Origin of the sequence: Pseudothioclava nitratireducens (assembly GCF_029210495.1) — a bacterium.
In the GTDB taxonomy this organism is placed as follows: domain Bacteria; phylum Pseudomonadota; class Alphaproteobacteria; order Rhodobacterales; family Rhodobacteraceae; genus Pseudothioclava; species Pseudothioclava nitratireducens.
The window spans coordinates 59,513-80,403 of sequence record NZ_JARGDK010000005.1 but is presented as its reverse complement, the minus strand read 5'-3'; the positions used below and the strand labels follow the sequence as shown (position 1 = coordinate 80,403).

At 65.4% G+C, this 20,891-nt stretch carries 20 protein-coding genes; 10 read left to right on the top strand and 10 right to left on the bottom strand.

All coding sequences use genetic code 11. The annotated features are described in order from the left end of the window. Positions 1–26: 26 nt before the first annotated feature. From P0X85_RS07485 to P0X85_RS07445, 9 genes are all read right to left on the bottom strand, one after another. Positions 27–1,193 (bottom strand): DNA recombination protein RmuC, encoded by a 1,167-nt coding sequence (locus P0X85_RS07485; protein WP_275810988.1) that lies wholly within the window; start codon positions 1,191–1,193, stop codon positions 27–29. After that, positions 1,190–3,055: a DNA mismatch repair endonuclease MutL gene (gene mutL, locus P0X85_RS07480; protein WP_275810985.1), complete on the bottom strand. Its 1,866-nt coding sequence runs from the start codon at positions 3,053–3,055 to the stop codon at positions 1,190–1,192. The genes P0X85_RS07485 and mutL overlap by 4 nt, the downstream gene beginning before the upstream one ends. 54 nt (positions 3,056–3,109) lie before the next feature. After that, complete coding sequence (locus P0X85_RS07475; protein WP_275810982.1) at positions 3,110–4,414, bottom strand: M16 family metallopeptidase; 1,305 nt, start codon at positions 4,412–4,414, stop codon at positions 3,110–3,112. Further along, positions 4,411–5,751, bottom strand: a complete 1,341-nt coding sequence (locus P0X85_RS07470) for a M16 family metallopeptidase (RefSeq protein ID WP_275810979.1) — start codon at positions 5,749–5,751, stop codon at positions 4,411–4,413. The genes P0X85_RS07475 and P0X85_RS07470 overlap by 4 nt, the downstream gene beginning before the upstream one ends. Positions 5,752–5,823: 72 nt before the next feature. After that, the gene (locus tag P0X85_RS07465; protein ID WP_275810976.1) at positions 5,824–6,372 is read right to left on the bottom strand and encodes a DUF3035 domain-containing protein; all 549 of its coding nucleotides are present in this window, start codon (positions 6,370–6,372) and stop codon (positions 5,824–5,826) included. 54 nt (positions 6,373–6,426) lie between these two features. Then, on the bottom strand, positions 6,427–6,924 hold the full coding sequence (gene lspA / locus P0X85_RS07460) for a signal peptidase II (RefSeq protein ID WP_275810973.1): 498 nt from the start codon (positions 6,922–6,924) through the stop codon (positions 6,427–6,429). Between the two features lie 83 nt (positions 6,925–7,007). Then, positions 7,008–8,576: a bifunctional phosphoribosylaminoimidazolecarboxamide formyltransferase/IMP cyclohydrolase gene (gene purH / locus P0X85_RS07455; RefSeq protein ID WP_420851809.1), complete on the bottom strand. Its 1,569-nt coding sequence runs from the start codon at positions 8,574–8,576 to the stop codon at positions 7,008–7,010. A gap of 36 nt (positions 8,577–8,612) precedes the next feature. Further along, a complete protein-coding gene (locus P0X85_RS07450) occupies positions 8,613–10,385 on the bottom strand; it encodes a heparinase II/III family protein (RefSeq protein WP_420851798.1) in 1,773 nt (590 codons plus the stop codon). Between the two features lie 103 nt (positions 10,386–10,488). Continuing rightward, positions 10,489–11,760, bottom strand: coding sequence for an RsmB/NOP family class I SAM-dependent RNA methyltransferase (locus P0X85_RS07445; RefSeq protein WP_275810967.1), 1,272 nt, complete (start codon positions 11,758–11,760; stop codon positions 10,489–10,491). A 76-nt stretch (positions 11,761–11,836) separates the two neighbouring features. Between P0X85_RS07445 and P0X85_RS07440 the strand changes: the two genes are divergently transcribed. Beyond that, positions 11,837–12,016 carry a DUF1674 domain-containing protein gene (locus P0X85_RS07440; RefSeq protein ID WP_275810964.1) on the top strand — a complete coding sequence of 60 codons (180 nt, stop codon included), beginning with the start codon at positions 11,837–11,839 and terminating at the stop codon, positions 12,014–12,016. Positions 12,017–12,086: 70 nt separating this feature from the next. Here the strand turns inward: P0X85_RS07440 and dapB are convergent, their stop codons facing one another. Continuing rightward, positions 12,087–12,896, bottom strand: coding sequence for a 4-hydroxy-tetrahydrodipicolinate reductase (dapB, locus tag P0X85_RS07435; RefSeq protein WP_275810961.1), 810 nt, complete (start codon positions 12,894–12,896; stop codon positions 12,087–12,089). A gap of 97 nt (positions 12,897–12,993) precedes the next feature. Between dapB and rbfA the strand changes: the two genes are divergently transcribed. From rbfA to P0X85_RS07390, 9 genes are all read left to right on the top strand, one after another. After that, on the top strand, positions 12,994–13,416 hold the full coding sequence (gene rbfA / locus P0X85_RS07430) for a 30S ribosome-binding factor RbfA (protein ID WP_275810958.1): 423 nt from the start codon (positions 12,994–12,996) through the stop codon (positions 13,414–13,416). Further along, positions 13,397–14,125 carry a phosphodiester glycosidase family protein gene (locus P0X85_RS07425; RefSeq protein WP_275810955.1) on the top strand — a complete coding sequence of 243 codons (729 nt, stop codon included), beginning with the start codon at positions 13,397–13,399 and terminating at the stop codon, positions 14,123–14,125. Before rbfA ends, P0X85_RS07425 begins: the two co-directional genes overlap by 20 nt. Positions 14,126–14,176: 51 nt before the next feature. Continuing rightward, positions 14,177–15,079, top strand: coding sequence for a tRNA pseudouridine(55) synthase TruB (gene truB, locus P0X85_RS07420; protein WP_275810952.1), 903 nt, complete (start codon positions 14,177–14,179; stop codon positions 15,077–15,079). A 111-nt stretch (positions 15,080–15,190) separates the two neighbouring features. Beyond that, positions 15,191–15,709 (top strand): DUF1643 domain-containing protein, encoded by a 519-nt coding sequence (locus tag P0X85_RS07415; RefSeq protein ID WP_275810949.1) that lies wholly within the window; start codon positions 15,191–15,193, stop codon positions 15,707–15,709. A gap of 117 nt (positions 15,710–15,826) precedes the next feature. Next, complete coding sequence (locus tag P0X85_RS07410; protein WP_275810946.1) at positions 15,827–16,813, top strand: calcium-binding protein; 987 nt, start codon at positions 15,827–15,829, stop codon at positions 16,811–16,813. Positions 16,814–16,944: 131 nt separating this feature from the next. After that, positions 16,945–17,214: a 30S ribosomal protein S15 gene (gene rpsO, locus P0X85_RS07405; protein WP_275810943.1), complete on the top strand. Its 270-nt coding sequence runs from the start codon at positions 16,945–16,947 to the stop codon at positions 17,212–17,214. Between the two features lie 142 nt (positions 17,215–17,356). After that, positions 17,357–18,085, top strand: a complete 729-nt coding sequence (locus tag P0X85_RS07400) for a sterol desaturase family protein (RefSeq protein ID WP_275810940.1) — start codon at positions 17,357–17,359, stop codon at positions 18,083–18,085. Between the two features lie 224 nt (positions 18,086–18,309). Then, positions 18,310–20,445: a polyribonucleotide nucleotidyltransferase gene (pnp, locus tag P0X85_RS07395; RefSeq protein ID WP_275810937.1), complete on the top strand. Its 2,136-nt coding sequence runs from the start codon at positions 18,310–18,312 to the stop codon at positions 20,443–20,445. Positions 20,446–20,527: 82 nt separating this feature from the next. Further along, positions 20,528–20,869 (top strand): hypothetical protein, encoded by a 342-nt coding sequence (locus P0X85_RS07390; RefSeq protein ID WP_275810934.1) that lies wholly within the window; start codon positions 20,528–20,530, stop codon positions 20,867–20,869. The last annotated feature ends 22 nt before the right edge of the window (positions 20,870–20,891 follow it).

Sequence of the window (20,891 nt, the reverse complement as noted above, 5' to 3'; positions counted from 1 at the left end):
ACGGCGCGCTTCGCAAGCGGGAAAGATCAGGATTTGATCTGAAGAACGCGCGGGGTTTCCGGCTCGGGGGCCAGCTCCTCAAAGTCGAAATTGTCGAGCCTGCGCGCCCGTTTGCCCGCCTTCTCGGCCGAGATCTTGATCTCCGCGATATCCTTGGCGGCCTGCCCGAAATGCCGGTCGAGATTCTCGACGCGACTGCCCAGCCGATCCACATCGCCATACAGCGCGGCCAACTCGCGCCGGATCGCGCCCGCCTGCTCGCGCATCCTTGCGTCTTTCAGAACCGCGCGCATCGTGTTGAGCGTCGCCATGCAGGTGGTGGGGCTCACGATCCAGACCTTGGCGGCAAAGCCCTCGCGCACCAGTTCGGGGAAATTCGCGTGCAGTTCCGCATAGACCGCCTCCGAGGGCAGGAACATCAGCGCGCCATCGGCCGTTTCGCCTTCGAGGATGTATTTCTCGGAAATCGCCCGGATATGCGCCTTGACCGAGGCCCGCATGAAGCGCTGCGCCTCCAGCAATTCGCCCGGACCCGAGGCGCGCCGCAGCGCCTCATAGGCTTCGAGCGGGAATTTGCTGTCGATGACGATGGGGCCGGGCGGGTTCGGCAGGTGGATCAGGCAATCCGCGCGCTTGCCGTTGGACAGCGTCGCTTGCATGGTAAAGGCATCCGACGGCAGCGCCTTGTTCACGATGTCATGGAGCTGGATTTCCCCGAACGCGCCCCGCGTCTGCTTGTTCGAAAGAATATCCTGCAAGCCCAGCACATTCCCCGAGAGCTTCTCGATATTGGCCTGCGCCTTGTCGATCGCCTCCAGCCGCTGATGCAGATCGCCCAGCGAGCGCGCCGTCCGCGTGGCTGTGCCGTGCAGGCTTTCATTCATCGCGCGGTTCACATCGGCGAGGCGCTGCTCCATCAGCGCCAGCATCTTGGTCTGGCTCATCGCCTGCGCCTCGGAGACGTGATGCAGCCCGCCGGTCAGTTGCTGCTGCCCGTCCGAAAGCCCCTGCACCCGCTGCCCAAGCAGGTTCAACTGTCCCACGATCGGCTCCAGCGTGCGCGCCTGCCGCCCGGTACTGCGCAGCATCATCAGCATCAGCACAAAGACCAGAAGCGCAAAGCCGATCCCGCCAAGCGCCAACAGCACCAGCGGATCGTTCAGGTCGAATTGATGGGTCCCGATCTGGATCATGTGCGCCCGAACAGCCTCTCGATATCGCTCAGTTTCAACTCCACATAGGTGGGGCGGCCGTGGTTGCACTGGCCGGAATGGGGCGTCGCCTCCATCTCGCGCAAGAGTGCGTTCATCTCATCGGCGCGCATCCGGCGGCCCGAGCGGATCGAGCCATGACAGGCCATCCGGCTCAGCACCGCCTCGACCCGCGATTGCAGGCTCTGGCTGTCGCCAAGATCCGCCAACTCGTCGAGGATATCGCGCAGCATCGCGCCCGCGTTGATCTCGCCAAGGATCGCGGGCGTCTCGCGCACCGCAATCGCGCCGCCGAAGGGCTCGATCCCAAGGCCGAACCGCGCCAGCTCCTCGGTATGTTCCAAAAGGAGCGCGGCATCCCCCGAGGACATCTCGACGATTTCCGGGATCAAGAGCGCCTGCGCGGGCACGCCGTTCTCTGCCATCTGCCGCTTCAGCCGTTCATAGACCAGCCGCTCATGGGCGGCGTGCTGATCGACGATCACAAGGCCGGTTTCAGTCTGCGCGATGATATAATTCTCATGGATCTGCGCGCGCGCCGCCCCCAACGGGTTCGCCGTCAGACCCGCATCGCCTCCCGGCTCCTCGGCGCGCGCCGAAGGCTGCGCGACCGGCTCAAACATCTGTGGCGCCTCGTCAAAACCCACCGGCGCCTGCGCGGTAAAACTTTGCCGGAGTGCGCCAAGGCTCGGGCGGTCCATCTGATAGACGCGCGGCGGCATGGTGCCCTGCGGCTCGGGCCGCATCGCACCCAGCGTCGCATCCGCCACCGTCGAGGAGGCCCGATGCCCCGCCTGCGCCAGCGCATGACGCAAGCCAGTCACGATCAGCCCGCGCGCCGTGCCGCTTTCACGAAAGCGCACCTCGGCCTTGGCGGGGTGGACGTTCACATCGACCCGCTCGGGATCGCAGGTCAGGAACAGCACCGCCGCCGGATGCCGGTCGCGGCTGAGGAAATCCATATAGGCCGCCCGCAGCGCACCCGTCAGCATCTTGTCGCGCACCGGACGCCCGTTGACGAACAGGAACTGCTCGACCGCAGCGCCCCGCGAATAGGTCGGCAGCGCCGCATAGCCGGTGAGCCGAATGCCCTCGCGCTCGGCGTCGATCCGCACCGCATTGGCCGCGAAATCGCGGCCCAGCACCCGCGCCAGCCGCGCCGAGAGCGCATCGAACAACTCGCCCTGCTCGGCATCGGCGCGAAAGATCTCGCGCCCGTCCGCCTTGCCGCGCGCCTCCGACACATCGCGCAGCACGAAACTCACATAGGGCTCGGCCATCGCCAGCCGCTTGACCACATCGGCAATCGCCTGCGCCTCGGCCCGGTCGGTCCGCATGAACTTGAGCCGCGCGGGCGTCGCATAGAACAGATCGCGCAGCTCGACCACGGTGCCCCGGTTCAGCGCGGCGGGCTTTACCCCGGCCATCGCGCCCCCCGTCACCGCGATCTGCGCCGCCTCGAACCCTTCGGCGCGCGAGGTGATCACCAGCCGCCCGACCGCGCCCAGCGAGGGCAGCGCCTCGCCACGAAACCCGAAGGTATGGATGTTAAGCAGATCCGACCCGTCGATCTTCGAGGTCGCGTGACGGCTCAGCGCCAGCGGCAGGTCCTCGCCGGTCATCCCGCAGCCGTCATCGGTGATCCGGATCAGCGTCTTGCCGCCATCGGCATAGGCGATCTCGATCCGCCCCGCACCCGCATCGAGCGCGTTTTCGACCAACTCCTTCACGGCGCTGGCCGGGCGCTCAACCACCTCGCCCGCCGCGATCCGGTTCGCGGCGGCGTCATCCAATTGCCGGATGATAGGGCGTTCTGCGCTTATTTTGGGGCCGGGTGCATTCATCCCACTAGGGATAGCATAGCTGACCCGCCCCTGCCACAGATTCGGGGACTGCGGTTACTCCAGCCCCACGGGCTTGCCGACCACCACGAAGCGCAACGCATCGGCATCGAGCAACCGCTTCGCCACCCGCGCCACATCCTCCGCCGTGACCGCCTCGACCTTCGCATTGCGGCTGTCGATATAGTCGATCGGCATGTCGGACAACTGCATCCCCGTCAGGATGCCCGCGATCTGTGCATTGCCATCAAAGCGCAGCGCATAGGCGCCCGTCAGATAGGTCTTGGCGTCGCTCAACTCGGCCGCGCTGACCGCACCCGTGGCCGCGCGCGCCCATTCCGCCTTCACGATCTCGATGGCCTCCGCGACCTTCTCGTTCGACGCCGAGAACGACCCCATCCACATCTCGGCCAAATCCTTGGGCACGAGATAAGAATAGATCCCGTAGGTCAGGCCACGCTTTTCGCGCACCTCCTCCATCAGCCGCGAGGAAAAGCCCCCCGCGCCGAGGATCTGGTTCAAAACATAGGCGGCAAAGAAATCCGGGTCGTCCATGGCCAGCCCCTGATGGCCAAAGATCACCACCGATTGCGGGCTGTCATAATCGACGACGGTGATCCCGCCCTCCGTCGCCACATCGGCGCGCGGGGGCATCTCGGCCCCGGTCGCGGGCAGGTCGCCCAAGAGCCGGTCCAGAAGCGGCCCCAACTCTTCAGCGGTGATGTCGCCCACCGCCGACACGATCATCCGGTCCCGCGCCATGACACGGGACTTGGCCTCGAACATATCCTCGCGCGTCAGCGCCTGCACGCTGTCTCGGGTGCCGCTGATCGAGCTGCCATAGGGATGCGCGCCATAGGTCAGCGCCGCGAAACGCTCGCCCGCGATATCGTTCGGGTCCTGCTCGTTCGACGCGATGATCGAGAGCACCTGCGCGCGCACCCGGTCCACTGCCGCCTGATCGAAACGCGGGGTAATCAGCGCCTCGCGCAGAAGCGCCACGGCGGCGTCACGGTTCTCGCTCAGGAACCGGGCCGAGACATCCACCGTGTCGTCGTCCGCATCGAAACCGAACTGGGCGGCCAGTGCCTCGGCGGCTTCGGCAAAGCCCTGCGCATCCATCTGGCCCGCGCCCTCTTCGAGCGTCGCGGTCATCAGGTTGATCGCCCCCCGCTTGCCGGGCGCATCAAGGCTCGCCCCGCCCTTGAAGCTGATATTGAGCGCGATAAAGGGAATGTCATGCGCCTCGACGAGCCACGCATTGATACCGCCGGGCGAGGTCACGTCCTTGATTTCGATCGCCCGTGCGGGCAGGGCAAGGACCAGCGCCGCCGCCAGCGTTGCGAACAGCATCCGGATCATTGCGAGACCTCCTCTTGCGCGGGCCGCGTGAGATAACCGGTCACGGCGCGCTTGCGGTCGAACACCTCGCGCGCCGCCGCCATCACGTCCTCTTCGGTGACCGCATCCAGCGCCTCGGGCCAGCCTTGCACATCCTCGACCGAGAACCCGCTCGCCAGCGCCTCGCCATAGCGCCGCGCAAGGCCTTGGGTGTTATCGCGCGCATAGATATCCGCCGCGCGCACCTGCGTCTTGATCCGCTCGAACTGCTCGGGATCGACCCCGTCGCGCAGGAACTCGGCCAGCGCGGTATCGAGCGCCGCCTCGACCTCGGGCAGGCTCACATCCGCCGCCGGCATCACCGCCAGCGAGAACACCGTGTCGTCAATCGACATCCCGTCATAGAAAGCGCTCGCATAGATCGCGGCACCCGTGCCGAAAACCAGTTTGCGCCCCAGAACCGAGGTTGCCGGGTTCCCGCCCAGAATTTCCGCAAGCACCGTGAGCGCCGCCGCCTTCGCCTGATCGCCCGGATCGCGCTCGGGCGCGAGATAGCCACGCGTCACATAGGGCTGTGCCACGCGCGGGTCCTCAAAGATCAAACGCCGCTCGGCCAGTTGCGGGGGCTCTTGCACGCGCGCCCGCTCGGGCAGGTTTTCCGACGGCGCAAGCGGCCCGTAATAGGTCTCGGCCAGCGCACGCACCTCGTCGGGCGTCACGTCGCCCGCGACCACCAGCACCGCGTTGTTCGGCGCATAGTTCTGCCGATACCAGTCCAGAGCATCCTCGCGGGTCAGTTCCATCATCTCATGGCGCCAGCCGATCACCGGCGTGCCATAGGGATGGTTAAGATATTGCGCCGCGTTCCGCTGCTCGCCGAACAAGGCGCCCGGATCGCTATCCGTGCGCTGCGCGCGTTCTTCGAGGATCACCTCGCGCTCGGTCTGCCAGTCATCCTCGGAAAGCTCCAGATCGCGCATCCGGTCGGCTTCCATCTTCATCACCATCTCCAGCCGATCCGCCGCGATCCGCTGGAAATAGGCGGTGTAGTCATAGCTCGTGAACGCGTTGTCAGAGCCGCCATTGGCCGCCACGGTTTTCGAGAACTCACCGGGGGCGAGATCATCCGTGCCCTTGAACATCAGGTGTTCAAGGTAATGCGCGATGCCCGACTTGCCCTTGCGCTCATCGGCGGCCCCGGCCTTGTACCAGACCATATGCACGACGACCGGGGCGCGATGATCCTCGATCACCACGGCCTCAAGCCCGTTCTCCAGCGTGAAATAGCTCACATCCTCGGCAAGCGCGGGCAGGGCACCCGCCAGGGCGATCAGCCCGGCACAGAGCGCGTGTTTCATCGGCACCTCTTTATCTTTGCGCACAACTTACCCGCGTGCGGCGGGCAAACAAGCGCCCTGACGCGAAGTTGATTACTGCGAGAGATCCTGCGCGCCAGCGCTCGGCGGGGCGGCGGGGGTGCGCAGACCCAGCTTGCGCCAGCGTTCCAGCTCGGCCTCCTGGTCGAGCGCCATCGAACGATAGGCACGGTAATAGACGTTGGTCTTGAACAGCCGCTCCAGCACCCGCCCGTCATTTTGACGGCGATGCTCCAGATCCTCGGCGGCGAGCGTTTCACGGATCGCGCCTTCGCGCCCGAACCGCCCCGTCTGCGCCACCAGCGCGCCATCACCCGCCGGAATCACCGTTGCATCGAGATAGGACGGGTTGCCGCCCAGCGCCGCAACCGCATCGGCCTCGGGCGTGGGATCGGTGAGGCTTTTGCCGCCCGTGACCGGCTCCGGCAGGGCCGCAAGGTCCGGGGGCATCTGCAACGGCTTTTTCGGGAGAATCGCGAATTCATCCGGCCCGCTGCTGGCCGAGCGCAGATGCATGAGCCGCGGTTCCTTGTCCGACGAACAGGCCGACAGCATCGCCGCGACCGCAATCGCGATCCAAAGCTTGCCCATCTTCGCCTGCATCGGCCTCTCCATATTGCTCGTCCGTCCCCGTCTTAGCGCATCAAACCGCGCCCGTCACCTGCTATTCCCGGTGCGCCCTTTGCGCGGCGCCTCCTCCTTGCCGGTCAGCAGGACAAGCCCCGCCGCACCCGCGAAGATCGCGATATCCGCGATGTTGAAGGAATAGGGATTGTTCCATGAGGGCAAGGACATATTGATGAAATCCGCAACCGCCCCGTAAAAGATCCGGTCCACGATATTCCCGATCGCCCCCCCGATCAAAAGCCCGGCCGAGGCATGAACGGGCACCGAATGCGGCTCCCGCCGGACCCAGATCCAGACCCAGCCCGAAATCGCCAGCGCGAGAACGATCAGCCCCCAGCGCACGATCTCGGATTCGTGGGAGAGCAGGCCGAAATTCACGCCCTGATTCCATGCCATACGGAAATTGAGCCACGGCGGAAACACGTCGATGGCCGCCTTCCGGTCAAGCTCCATCACATGCACGACCGCATATTTCGTCACCTGATCGAGGATCAGGATCGCGCCCGCCACTTTCGCCGTCAACTGCATGGGACCTCCGAAACTCGCAAGACTATCCTGCCCCCGGCGCCGGACCGCAAGTCACGGTTTCCGGCGCGCGCGGGGCCTGCGCCTCAGTGGCGGAAGTGGCGCATGCCGGTGAAGACCATTGCAAGGCCGCGCTCGTTCGCGGCGTCGATGACCTCCTGGTCGCGCATCGAGCCACCCGGCTGGATGATCGCGGTCGCGCCCGCTTCGGCCGCGGTAATAAGACCGTCCGCAAACGGGAAGAACGCATCCGAGGCGACGACCGAGCCTTGGGTCAGCGGCGCAGACAGGCCCAGCACCTCGGCCATGTCCTGCGCTTTGCGCGCAGCGATCCGGGTGCTGTCCACGCGGCTCATCTGGCCCGCGCCGACGCCCACGGTCGCCCCGTCCTTGACGTAGATGATCGCGTTCGACTTGACGTGCTTGGCAACCTTCCACGCAAACAGCAGGTCCTTGAGTTCCTGCTCGCTCGGCTGGCGCTCGGTCACGACCTTGAGGTCGGCAAGCGTGATCGCCCCGTTGTCCTTGCCCTGCACAAGGAACCCGCCCGCAACCTGACGATAGGTGGTGATCGCCGCCTTCGGGTCGGGCAGCGCGCCGGTGGTCAGCAGACGCAGGTTCTTTTTGGCGGCAAAGACCGCCTTGGCCTCGTCGGTCGCCTCGGGGGCGATCACGACCTCGGTGAAGATGTTGCAGATCTCTTCGGCGGTCTTGCCGTCGAGCACCTGGTTCAGCGCGATGATGCCCCCGAAGGCCGAGGTGCGGTCGCAATCGAAGGCGCGGCCATAGGCCTCGGCCAGCGTCGCGCCGGTTGCCACACCGCAGGGGTTGGCGTGCTTGATGATCGCGCAAGCCGGCGTGTCCACCGGGAATTCCGCGACCAGTTCGAACGCCGCATCGGTGTCGTTGATGTTGTTGTAGGACAGTTCCTTGCCCTGATGCTGCTGCGCGGTAGCCACCCCCGGACGGTTCGAGCCATCCAGATAGAAGGCCGCCGACTGGTGCGGGTTCTCGCCATAGCGCAGCGTTTGCGCAAGCTGGCCGGCAAAGGCGCGGCGGCGCGGGGTGTCCTCGCCAATCGCACCCGCCATCCAGGTGCTCACAGCCGCGTCATAGGCGGCGGTGCGGGCATAGGCGATCTGCGCCAGACGCTGGCGGAACGCATAGGTGGTCGCGCCGTCATTCGCGTCGAGTTCGGCCAGAACCGCATCGTAATCTTCGACATCGACCACGGTCGCCACAAAGGCGTGGTTCTTCGAGGCCGCGCGGATCATCGCCGGGCCGCCAATGTCGATATTCTCGATGCAGGTCTCGTAATCGGCGCCCTTGGCCACCGTCTCTTCGAACGGGTAGAGGTTCACCACTAACAGGTCGATCGCCTCGATCCCATGGGTCTCCATCGCGGTGACATGCTCTTTGTTGTCGCGCAGCGCCAGAAGCCCGCCATGCACTTTCGGATGCAGGGTCTTCACGCGCCCGTCCATCATTTCCGGAAAGCCCGTCAGTTCCGCCACATCGCGCACGCTCAGCCCCGCCTCGCGCAGCGTCTTGGCCGTGCCGCCGGTCGAGAGCAGTTCGATCCCGCGTGCCGCCAGCGCGCGGGCAAAGTCGATCAGCCCGGTCTTGTCGGAAACGGAAATCAGGGCGCGGGTCATGGGGACGGGTCTGGTCACGGCTGGCAGTCCTTATGCTCAGAGGTCGGAATCAGTGTCTTCGCGGTCGGTTTCGCGGATTGCCGCGGGGGTAGCCTGTGCTTTCGCCAAGGTCCAGCCAATCTGGCACGCATAATCGAGAACACGCGCAGAAAGCACGATTTGCAGGCTCGCACGCGGCCTCAGACGGCCTTTTTCAAGGTAAACCGAGGGCTCCAGCGTCAGATCGGCAGTGCCGTCATGGCGAAACACCCACAACTCGCCGGACTTGAGCGCGACCGACACGGCAGCGCCGCCCATGTCCAGCTGTGCATCGGCATCCGGGTGCAGATGGAAGCGCAATTTGAACGGCACCCCATTCAGCGGGTCCTTGAGCAGAAGCTGATCGAATTTGCGTCTATCCTCTGCGGACATCGCGCCGAGCGTGTCCTCGCCCTCCAGCACCCGGCCATCGGGCGACAGCGAGAGCGCCCGCAGATGGGTCATGCCATGCGTCGCCACATAGCCGTTATGGCCAAAGAGCGCCGAGCCCTCTCCGTCATGGTCCTCGCGCATCCAAACCTCGGAGGGGATCGCGTCGAGATAGGCCCGCGCGCCCTTGCCGAAACTGCGCTCGGGCCCAAGCCGCGAGGACGAGAACCCGTCGATCGCCAGTGTGCTATGCGAGGCGGTCGCGCGTCCCGCCCGATGCCACTCGCGCCCAAAGGCTGCGCCCGAGCCGCAATTCACGATCATCGGACGCCGCCCGCTGGTCATCTCGAAGGCCAGCGTCGAGGCATGGGCATTGGCCGAAGCCTCGCCTTTCGGCGGTGCCGCCGCATCGACGATCACCGTCGTCCGCCCGCCATGCAGCCGCGCAAACCCCATCGCCAGATCGCCGGTTTGCAGCCCGCGCACGCCCGACCCCGCCAGCGCCTGATCGAGCCGCCCTTCCAGCCCGCGCCCGCCGCCATGGAACCGCGCCAGCCCGCCATCCGCATGGCGCAGCGCGCGCAGTGTCGGCGCAATCCGCAAGATCGCCTCCAGATGCGCCGGGTCGGGCCTTCGCCCAGCCGCCTCCAGCGCTTCCTTGGTCCAGATCAGCAGCGTCAGAACTTCGAGCAACTCCTCGGGGTTGCGCGTAGGGATGCCGCCATTCGCGTTGACCGTCGCCTTGCATTCGCGCCCAAGCGCCGCGACCGCCGGACCGACATGACCCTCCATCCCCGTCAGCGCGACGCCCGCATAAATCAATCCGGTCAGCGCCTCGAAGCGCGGCAGCCCCGGCGAGGCTGATTTCCACCGCCGCGACAGGAACACCGTCTGCTGCGCCAGCGTGCGGAAGAACCCCTCCGCCGCCGCGCGGTCGCGCCCGTTCAACAGCAAGATCGCATGGTTGATCCAGCGGATCAGCCGCCGCCCCGTGAGATCCGGCGTCCAGCCCGGCCCACGCCCCGCGCTGAACCGCGTGATCCAGTCGAACACCCAGTCTTGCGCCCTGATCCGGGCCTCGCGGTTGCCGACGGCGGCCAGATCGTCGAGCCACGCGCAGCCGTGCAGCGCCTCCTCGAAACTCGGATCGGGCATCGGCAGGTCCCAGATCGACAGACCCGGCCCCTCGATCAGAAAGCCCGCAAACAGGAAGTTCCCGGCGATCAACTGGCGCCCGCGCGCAAAAGACCCGATGCTGCGCGGCTCAGGCTGGCTCACGAAGCCGGTGGCCGGACGCCCCCGCGCCGCCAGCCGTGCGGCCATGCTGTTGCGCAGGCCGCTCACCCGTGCCCGCGCGCCGCCGCGCCGCCCTGAAGCCGTGCCAGAATGCCGCTGTCCCATTCGCCCGCCGGGTTGTCCCGCCCTTGTGCTTCACGCCTCTCGTCAGGCGCGCACCATAGTCCGCGCCCCCGGCCCTGTCACCGGTGAATTGGCCCGCGCGGCGTCACGCCGCCCGCTCCAGACGCGCGATATAGAACCCGTCCATGCCGCCACGATCCGCCCAGAAATCGGGCCGCAGCCGCAACCCGCCCTCGGGGCTCTGCCAGCCCGGCTCAACCCAATCCGCCGCCGCAGGCACCACACGCAAGGCAGGGTCGCGTTCCAGCGCCGCCTTGATCTGCGCCTCGCCCTCTTCGGGCAAAAGGCTACAGGTGCAATAGACCAGCCGCCCGCCGGGCTTCAGCCAGCCCAGCGCACGCTCCAGCAACGCCTCTTGCAGCGCGAAGAGTTCCTTGATCCCCGCCGCCGATTTCACAAACGGCAAATCTGGGTGCCGCCGGATCGTTCCCGTGGCCGAACACGGCGCGTCGAGCAGAATCGCGTCGAACGGCGCTTCGGGTTGCCAATCCAGCGCATCCGCCACCACCAACTCGGCCTCCAGCCCGGTGCGCGCGAGGTTTTCTTCGATCCGCGCCATTCGTGCGGGCGAAATATCAAGCGCCGTCACGCGGGCCCCCGCCGCCGCCAGTTGCAGGCTCTTACCACCGGGCGCCGCACAAAGGTCCAGAACCGACTCGCCCGGCTGAGGCGCCAAAAGCTTCGCCGCCAAGGCCGCCGCCGCATCCTGCACCCACCAGTCGCCCGCTTCGAAGCCCGGAAGCCCCGAGACCTGCACCCGCCCGCCAATCCGCAAGGACCCGGTGGGCAGAACTTCCGCCCCCAAAGCCTCGGCCAGATCGGTATCCGCCGCTTTCAGCGAAAGATCGAGCGGCGCGCCTGCCAGATGCGCGGCCTCCATCGCCTGCACGGCCTGCTTGCCATAGGCCGACATCAAGCGCCCCCGCAGCCAGCCCGGCAGCGCGGGCGGCGGCAGTGTCTCCCAGCGCGCGCGATCCTCGGAAACCTTGCGCAGAACCGCATTGATGAGCCCCGCGAAACTGCCCGTCTTCTTGCCGCCCGAGCGTGCGAGCGTCACCGCCGCATCCACGACCCCATGCGGCGCGGCCCCATCGGCACAGAGCTCGACGGTCGCCAACCGCAGCAGCGCGATCAGATCGGCGGGCGGGCGCTTGCGCAAATAGGGTTTCAGCATCGCATCGGCCTGCGCGAGATGGCGCAGCGTGCTCAGCGCCAGACGCTGCGCGCGGGCGCGCTCATTCGGCTCCAGCCCGTCCAGCGCATCCGCCGCGATCTGATCCGCGATGGTCTCGTGATCTTCGGTCACGCCGACGATCAGGCCAAGGGCTGCGCGCCGCGCGGGGTCGGGTCTGGCCATGGCTGCGGCCCTTTATCTTGTTCCGGTTTGGCCTTGGCCCTATATCATGGCCCGGCCCGAGACAAGGAATCCCCGCATGTCCGACGAGACCCGCAAAGACCTGCCCCCCGCCGCGCAACGCGCGCTGGCCGAGGCCGAGGCGCGCCGCAAACAGGCGGCCGAGATGGAATTGCCGACCGAACTGGGGGGGCGCGATGGCCCCGAGCCCGTGCGGTTCGGCGATTGGGAGAAAAAAGGCATCGCCATCGACTTCTGAGTCGCTCAGGCGGTGAGGCCGGGGGCGCTGCCCCCGGACCCCCGGGATATTTCCGGCAGAATGAAGGGGCTCAGAGCCCGAGCACGTCGATCATGTCGTAAGCGCCGGGCTTTTGCGTTTGCCCCCAGAGCGCGGCCTTGAGCGCGCCGCGCGCGAAGATCGCCCGGTCGGTGGCGACATGGCGCAGGATGATCCGCTCGCCCATGCCCGCGAAGAGCACATCATGCTCGCCGACGATATCGCCGCCGCGGATGGCCGAGAAGCCGATGGCACCGGGTTTGCGGGCGCCGGTGATGCCGTCGCGGCCCGATTCCGTGTTCTCTTCGAGCGCGATGCCGCGACCCTCGGCGGCGGCTTGGCCAAGCATCAGCGCGGTGCCCGACGGTGCGTCAACCTTCTTGTTGTGATGGGCCTCGATCACCTCGATATCCCAATCGGCATCGAGTGCCTGGGCTACCTTTTTGGTGAGTTGCGTCAGCAGGTTCACGCCAAGCGACATGTTGCCCGCGCGGATCAGGACCGCGTGGCGCGCGGCGGGTTTGAGCGCTTCGAGCTGCGCGGGCTCGAACCCGGTCGTGCCGATCACATGGACGCAGCGCGCCTGTGCCGCGAGTTTGGCGAATTCGAGCGTGGCGGCAGGGGCGGTGAAGTCGATCACGGCCTGCGCTTTGGCAAAGGCTTCGAGCGGGTCGTCGGTGACGGTGATGCCGAGTTCGGGGCCGCCCATGCAGGCGCCCAGATCGCGCCCGACCCAGTCATGACCCGCGCGTTCCACCGCGCCCACCAGCCGCGCCTTGTCCGAGGCCCGCACGGTTTGCACCAGCATCTGGCCCATCCGGCCCGACACGCCCGTAATCACGATACCCGGCAGATCGCTCATCTCACTCTCCTGTCTTGCGGCGCCTTGCTTAGCGGCGATTTGCGCATTTGGCAAAGCCCCCGTTGCGGGGCGCGCGCGAAAGCACTATGTGCGGGCCATGGCAAAGAACCGCTTCCATTCGGGCGAAGGCCCCTCGCAGCGCCAGCTTCGCGTCGGCGAACTGATCCGGCGCACCCTTTCGGATGTGCTGATGCGCGGCGATGTGCATGACCCGGACCTGCAGCGCGTGTCCGTCACGGTGGGCGAAGTGCGCACCTCCCCCGATCTCAAGGTGGCGACGGCCTATGTTGCGCCTTTGGGCGGGCAGGGTGGCGAAGAGCTGATCAAGGCGCTGGCGCGCAACAAGGGCGAACTGCGCCATCTTGTGTCCAAGCACCTCACGCTGAAATTCGCGCCCGAACTGCGGTTCCGTCTGGATGAGACCTTCGACCGCCTCGACGAGACCCGTCGCATGTTCTCGGATGAGAAGGTGCAGCGCGACATTGCGCAGCCCGAAGACGATGAAGACGACGATCTTTAAGGCGGCGTTTTTCGTCTGTCTCGCCGCGCCCGCCGTGGCAGACCCCTGCCGCGATCTGTTTTTCGACGAAGCCTCTTTCACCGTCTGCGAGGCGCAGGCGGGCGACGATCTGCGGCTTTGGCTCCACGACCCGGAGGGCGCGCTGATCGGCACGCCCGAGCGGCTGCTTGACCAACTCGCCCCCGGTGAGAGCCTGAGTTTCGCGATGAATGCGGGGATGTATCACCCGGATCGCCTGCCTGTCGGGCTTTATATCGAAAACGGGACCGAGCATCACCCGATCGTCACCACCGAAGGGCCGGGCAATTTCGGTCTCTTGCCGAACGGGGTGTTCTGCATGGCCGATACGCTCAGCGTCATCGAAAGCCGCGCCTTCGCGGACGCCCCGCCCGCCTGTACCAACGCCACCCAATCCGGTCCGATGCTGGTGATCGACGGCGCGTTGCACCCCAAGTTTCTGCCCGACTCCGACTCACTCAATATCCGCAATGGCGTGGGCGTCAGCGCCGACGGCCAGACCGCTTGGTTTGCGATCTCGAACGAACCCGTCACCTTCCACCATTTCGCGCGCCTCTTCCGCGACGAACTCGGCACACCCGACGCGCTCTATCTCGACGGCTCGATCTCGCGCCTCGTCATCCCCGCGCAGAACCGCGCCGATCTCGGGCTGCCGATGGGTCCGATCATCGGCCTCGTCACCCGCGATTGACCCGCGCGCCGCCTTGCGCTAGGCCCGCCGCCTGTATCCAGAGAGGGCATCATGGCACGCAAAAAGGGACGCGACATTTCCGGCTGGCTGATCGTCGACAAACCGGCGGGCGTGACCTCAACCTCGGTCGTGAATAAGGTCCGCTGGGCGCTCGACGCGAAGAAGGCGGGCCATGCGGGCACGCTCGATCCGGCAGCGACGGGCGTTCTCGCCGTGGCGCTGGGCGAGGCGACCAAGACCGTGCCCTACATCACCGATGCGCTCAAATGCTACCGCTTTCAGGTGCGCCTCGGCGCGGCCACCAATACCGACGATGCCGAGGGCGAGGTGATCGAGACCTCGGATCAACGCCCCTCGGATGACGCGATCCGCGCGGCGCTGGGCCCGTTCATCGGCGATATCGAACAGGTCCCCCCGCAATTCTCCGCCGTCAAGGTCGATGGCGAGCGCGCCTATGCGCTGGCCCGCGCGGGCGAGGAGATGGAGCTGGCCGCGCGCCCGCTTTATGTTGAAAGCCTCGAGATGATCGCCCGCGTCGATGCCGATACGGTCGAGCTGGAACTCGTCTGCGGCAAGGGTGGCTACGTGCGCTCCATCGCGCGCGATCTGGGCCGGGCGCTGGGCTGCCTTGGCCATGTGCTCTGGCTGCGCCGCGAATGGTCGGGTCCGTTCGAGGCGGCTGACGGGATCAGCCTCGACGAGATCGACGCGCTGGCGAAAACCCCTGATCTCGACGCGCGGCTCCTGCCGCTTGAGCTTGGCCTAGACGACCTGCCCGAACTGCGCGCGACCGCCGAGGGCGCGCAGCGCCTGAAGAACGGCAATCCCGGCATGGTCATCGGTGCCGATGTCGAATGGGGCGATGAGGCCTGGGCCAGTTTCGAGGGCAAGCCGGTCGCGGTCGGTGTCTACCGTTCTGGCGAGCTGCACCCCTCCCGCGTCTTCAACCTTTGATCGGCGCGCACCCCGTCCGGCGCAAGCCTCGCCAACCCGGAAACAAATCTGTATGAAAACCAGCGCAAAGCTGGCTGAAAGCTGGATTTCGATTTTCGGGGGTTGGGCGGCATGATCACGCGCGAACATATCAAGGGCGACGCGCCTTCGGTCGCGGTCTACTCGGATTGCGAGGCCTATCGCTACCTGCTCACGCGGGTCTGGGATGTGAATGCACCGCGCGCCCTGTTCATCATGCTCAACCCTTCGACCGCCACCGAGGTGCAAAACGACCCCACCGTCGAGCGTTGCGAGCGCCGCGCCCGCGCGCTCGGCTTCGGCGCGTTTCGGGTGACCAATATCTTCGCCTATCGCGCGACCGACCCCAAGGTGATGCGCGCGCAGCCCGATCCCGTCGGCCCCGAAAACGACGCGGCCATTCTCGGCTCGCTCGACTGGGTGGCGGGGCCGCAGGACCGGATCGTCTGTGCCTGGGGCGCGCATGGCGCGCATCTCGATCGGGGCGCCGCCGTCGAGGCGCTGCTGCGCGGGTCGCGCCGTGATCTCTATCACCTTGGCCTCACCAAGGCGGGCGCGCCCAAGCACCCGCTCTATATCGGTTACGACCGCCAGCCAGAGCTTTGGGACTGACGCGTTAACCACTCCCCCAGAAAACCCCGGCGGGCCACGCGGATTTTTCGTATGATTTCGCGGGGATGAGCCTATGTTGGGGCGCATTTGAGCGCGAATTGATTAAGGGATCGGGTCATGTGGTTGCTGTCCGGGCTGCTTGGGTTGCTGGTCGCCGGCGTGTCTGCCGGGTTCGTCGACACCCCCAGCGAAGAGCCCGATGACGCGCCCGAACCCGGTGACACTATCACTACCCGTCCCCTGTCCGGCGATGAAATCCCCCCGCGAGAGGCCTCCGCCGCCCCCAGCGCCGAGGATGATATCCTTTGGGGCGATCTGTTCGACGATATGCTCGAAGGGCTGGAGGGCGACGATCAGATCAACGGCTTTGAGGGTGCGGACGTCCTCGATGGTGGTGACGGCGACGACCGGCTTTGGGGCGACGCGGGCGATGACACGCTTGACGGCGGCGCGGCCGATGACAGCCTCTCGGGCGGCGATGGCGACGATCTTCTCGATGGCGGGGCGGGCGCGGATCATCTTTCGGGCGGATTCGGTGCGGATACGCTCTCGGGCGGGGATGGTGCGGATAGCCTGATCGGCGGCGCGGATGCGGACCTTCTCGACGGTGGCGCGGGCGATGACACGCTTTTCGGTGCGTCGGGCGATGACAGTCTCAGCGGCGGGGCCGGGCGCGATGAAATCTTCGGCAATGCGGGCGATGATTGGCTCGATGGGCTTGCCGGAGAAGGGGAATCGGGGTCCACTGCGGCCAGTGAAGGCGATTTCCTCAATGGTGGCGAGGGGGCGGACACGCTGATGACGGGTTCCGGCGATTGGTCCAGCGGTGGCGAGGATGGCGATCTGTTTGCCTTGGGCGAATGGATCGATCCGGCAGCACCCGCGACGATTGCCGATTTCGATGCGAGAGAGGACCAGATCGCCGTGGTCTATGATCCCGACAGCACCGAAGCCCCGGACCTGTCGCTCGAACCCTCCGACACGACCGAGGGCGCGACCTGGATCGCGCTTAACGGCATCCGTCTCGCCGAGGTGCTCGACGCCCCCGATCTGAGCCTTGCCGATATCCTTCTGGTAACCCCGTCCGAGTTTGCGCAGCTCTGACAGGCGGGCAAAAACGCTTTTCTTTTCACCGATTCGCGTCTATACGCGCGCATCCGCTGGCGACAGCGGCTCATGGACCTTGCTGGACGACATCCCGGCTTGCGCCCCAACCCTCAAAACAGGAGATCCCGATGTCGATTACCGTCGAAGACAAGAACGCGCTCATCAAGGAATACGGCACCAAAGAAGGCGACACCGGTTCGCCCGAAGTGCAAGTCGCGATCCTGACCAAGCGTATCACGAACCTGACCGAGCACTTCAAAGAGCACAAGAAAGACAACCACTCGCGTCGTGGTCTGCTCATGCTCGTCGCGCAGCGCCGTAAGCTGCTCGACTACCTGAAGGGCAAGGACGAAGGCCGTTACCAGTCGCTCATCGAGCGCCTCGGCATTCGCCGCTAAGACTGCCAGACAGTTTCTCGGAAGGGGTCGCTTACGCGGCCCCTTTTGCGTTGCGATCCCACGCTGACGCGAGGTTTCGCTTGCCCGAACGGGGGGCGGGGCCGCACGATCATGCCTGCATCCGGAGGTAGGGAGGACCGCCATGATCGCGACGTTGCGTGTACTTATCCATATGGGCAGCCTGCATCGGCTGGCACCATTCTGGCTCTTGGCGCTGGGTCTGATGATCGGGTTCTGGACACCTTGGTTCCTGCTCGCAATCGCCTATGGCGTGGTGATGCAGTTCTTCGTCGAATATGTCATGCACCGTTTCCTGTTCCATCGCGCGCCGCCGACCGACCAAGGCGTGTTCAACGACTTGTATCGGAGCCATATCGGCCATCACGAATTCCCGACCGATCCAGAGCTGTTCACCGGAGACGACCATTGGTATGCGCTTCGCTTCGCGCTGATCTCTGTGGCGCTTCATAGCGCGATCCTCTGGCCTTTCCTTGGCCTTCAGGCCGCGTTCCTATGGTCCTTTGTGGCGCTGTTCCTTGGTTCAGGGAGCGCGTTTGCCTTCTACGAATACTGCCATACGCTCGCACATCTGAACGTGCCCAAGGGCCGGATCGGGCAGCACATCACACGCACGCATCTCGCCCATCATTTTCAGGACCATCACGCCACCTTCCATGTCTCGCTGGGGATGGGCTGGATCGACCGGCTGTTCGGGACCTCGCACGATCCGGCAGTCGCCAAGAGTCGCTATGACCGGGAGACAATGCTGAGCCTTGGCATGGACCCGGAGGACCTGCGGTTGGTCACAGCGCGCAAGGCTTACGGGTTGCCGCCGCGTCCGGGCATGAAGCGCGGTGAAAGCGCAGGCTGATCGCGCTCGGGATATCGGGCGTCCCCCGGTTTCGGGCATGGGCGGGTGGATCAACTCCGTCCTTCCCAAACCCCTTGTTTTCCTGTATGGCCCCCACATCTGTGACGTGACGCCCCGGACCCTCGGGCACATGCAAAGGATAGGGGGTCGGCGGCAATGGGGCCGCCATGCAAATCGGGAGACACGGGATACGCCCGTGGGTGCTCCCAGACAGGATACGCTAGATGTTCAATATCACGAAAAAATCCATCCAGTGGGGCGAGGAAACGCTCACGCTGGAAAGCGGCAAGGTTGCCCGTCAGGCTGACGGCTCGGTCATCGCCACGCTCGGCGAAACCAGCGTCATGGCCAACGTGACCTTTGCCAAGGCACCGAAGCCGGGTCAGGACTTCTTCCCGCTGACGGTCCACTACCAAGAGAAATACTATGCCGCCGGTAAAGTGCCGGGCGGCTTCTTCAAGCGCGAGGCGCGCCCGTCCGAGAAAGAAACGCTGACCGCGCGTCTGATCGACCGTCCCTGCCGCCCGCTTTTCGTCGAAGGCTTCAAGAACGAAGTCCTCGTGATGTGCACCGTGCTCTCGCACGACCTCGTCAACGAGCCCGATATCGTTGCGATGATCGCGGCTTCGGCGGCGCTGACCATCTCCGGCGTGCCTTTCATGGGCCCGATCGGCGCGGCCCGCGTGGGCTTCTCGGATGGCGAATACATCCTGAACCCCGAAGTCGACGACATGCAGAAGCTGCGTGAGAACCCGGATCAGCGTCTGGACCTCGTCGTCGCGGGCACCAAGGACGCCGTGATGATGGTCGAATCCGAAGCCTATGAGCTGTCGGAAGCGGAAATGCTCGGCGCCGTGAAATTCGGCCATGAAGCGATGCAGCCGGTCATCGACCTGATCATCGACTTCGCCGAAGCCTGCGCCAAAGAGCCCTTCGACTTCTCGCCGCCCGACTACAGCGAACTCTATGAGCGCGTGAAAGCGGCAGGCGAAGCCGATATGCGCGCGGCGTTTGCGATCAAGGACAAGCAAGAGCGCTCGAACGCGATCTCGGCGGCTGTCTCGAAGATCAAGGAAAGCCTCTCGGAAGAAGATCAGATCGACGCCAACCTCGGCTCGGCGATCAAGAAACTGGAATCGAGCATCCTGCGCGGCGACATCATCAACGGTGGCGCCCGGATCGACGGCCGCGACACCACCACGGTGCGCCCGATCGTGTCCGAAGTCGGCATCCTGCCGCGCACCCACGGCTCGGCGCTGTTCACCCGCGGTGAAACCCAAGGCCTCGTGGTGACCACGCTCGGCACCGGCGATGACGAACAGATCATCGACGCGCTGCATGGCAACTCGCGCTCGAACTTCCTGCTGCACTACAACTTCCCGCCCTACTCGGTCGGCGAAGTGGGCCGCGTGGGCTCGCCGGGTCGTCGTGAAATCGGTCACGGCAAGCTCGCATGGCGCGCGCTGCAGGCGGTTCTGCCGGCTGCGACCGACTTCCCCTACACGATCCGCGTCGTCTCCGAGATCACGGAATCGAACGGCTCCTCGTCGATGGCTTCGGTCTGCGGCGGGTCGCTGTCGATGATGGATGCGGGCGTGCCGCTCAAGGCGCCGGTGGCCGGTGTTGCGATGGGTCTGATCCTCGAAGAGGATGGCCGTTACGCTGTTCTGACCGACATCCTTGGCGACGAGGATCACCTCGGCGACATGGACTTCAAGGTTGCAGGGACCGCCGAAGGCATCACCTCGCTGCAAATGGACATCAAGGTCGCGGGCATCACCCCCGAGATCATGGAGCAGGCGCTTGCGCAGGCGAAAGATGGCCGGATGCACATCCTTGGCGAGATGAACAAGGCGCTCTCCGCGGGCCGTTCGGAATTCTCGGCACACGCTCCGCGCATCGAAACGATGCAAATCCCGACCGACAAGATCCGGGAAGTGATCGGCTCGGGCGGCAAGGTCATCCGCGAGATCGTGGAAGTCTCGGGTGCCAAGGTCGACATTAACGACGACGGCGTCATCAAGATCGCTTCGGCCAATGCTGATGCCATCCAGAAGGCCTATGACATGATCCACTCGATCGTGGCAGAGCCGGAAGAAGGCAAGATCTACACCGGGAAAGTCGTGAAGCTCGTCGATTTCGGCGCCTTCGTGAACTTCTTCGGCAAGCGTGACGGCCTCGTGCACGTCTCGCAGATCGCCAACAAGCGCCTGAACCATCCGAGCGATCTGCTCAAGGAAGGTCAGGAAGTGAAGGTCAAGCTTCTCGGCTTCGACGATCGCGGCAAGGTGCGCCTTGGCATGAAGATGGTCGATCAGGAAACGGGCGAAGAAATCGCGCCCGAGAAAAAAGAAGACTGATCCGCGCTGACGCGACAGAAAGCCCCGGTGGAAACGTCGGGGCTTTTTCTTTAGGCTCGGTCTGCATCTTATGGAGAGACCGATGATCCGTCCCCTTGCCCTCACCGCCCTGTTCTTCGCGCTGACCCTGCCGGTTCAGGCGGAGACGACCGAGCAGCTCTTGCAAGAGATCCTCGACCGCCCGATGGGCAATGAGCGGATCAACGCGACGATCCATGCCGATGGTACGGTGAGCGGAAATTTCAACGGGCAGGCGCTTGGCGGCGCGTGGGAAATCCGGGACGGCTACTATTGCCGCAGCCTGACGCTGGACGGTGCGCCGATCGGCGAGGATTGCATTGTGCTGGTGCGCGATCAGGGCGGTATCCGCTTCGATGGCGAGAAGGGGGCCAAGAAAGGCCATATCTACTACCCGGCACAGTAGGCGTCCATGTGCGTAACGAAAA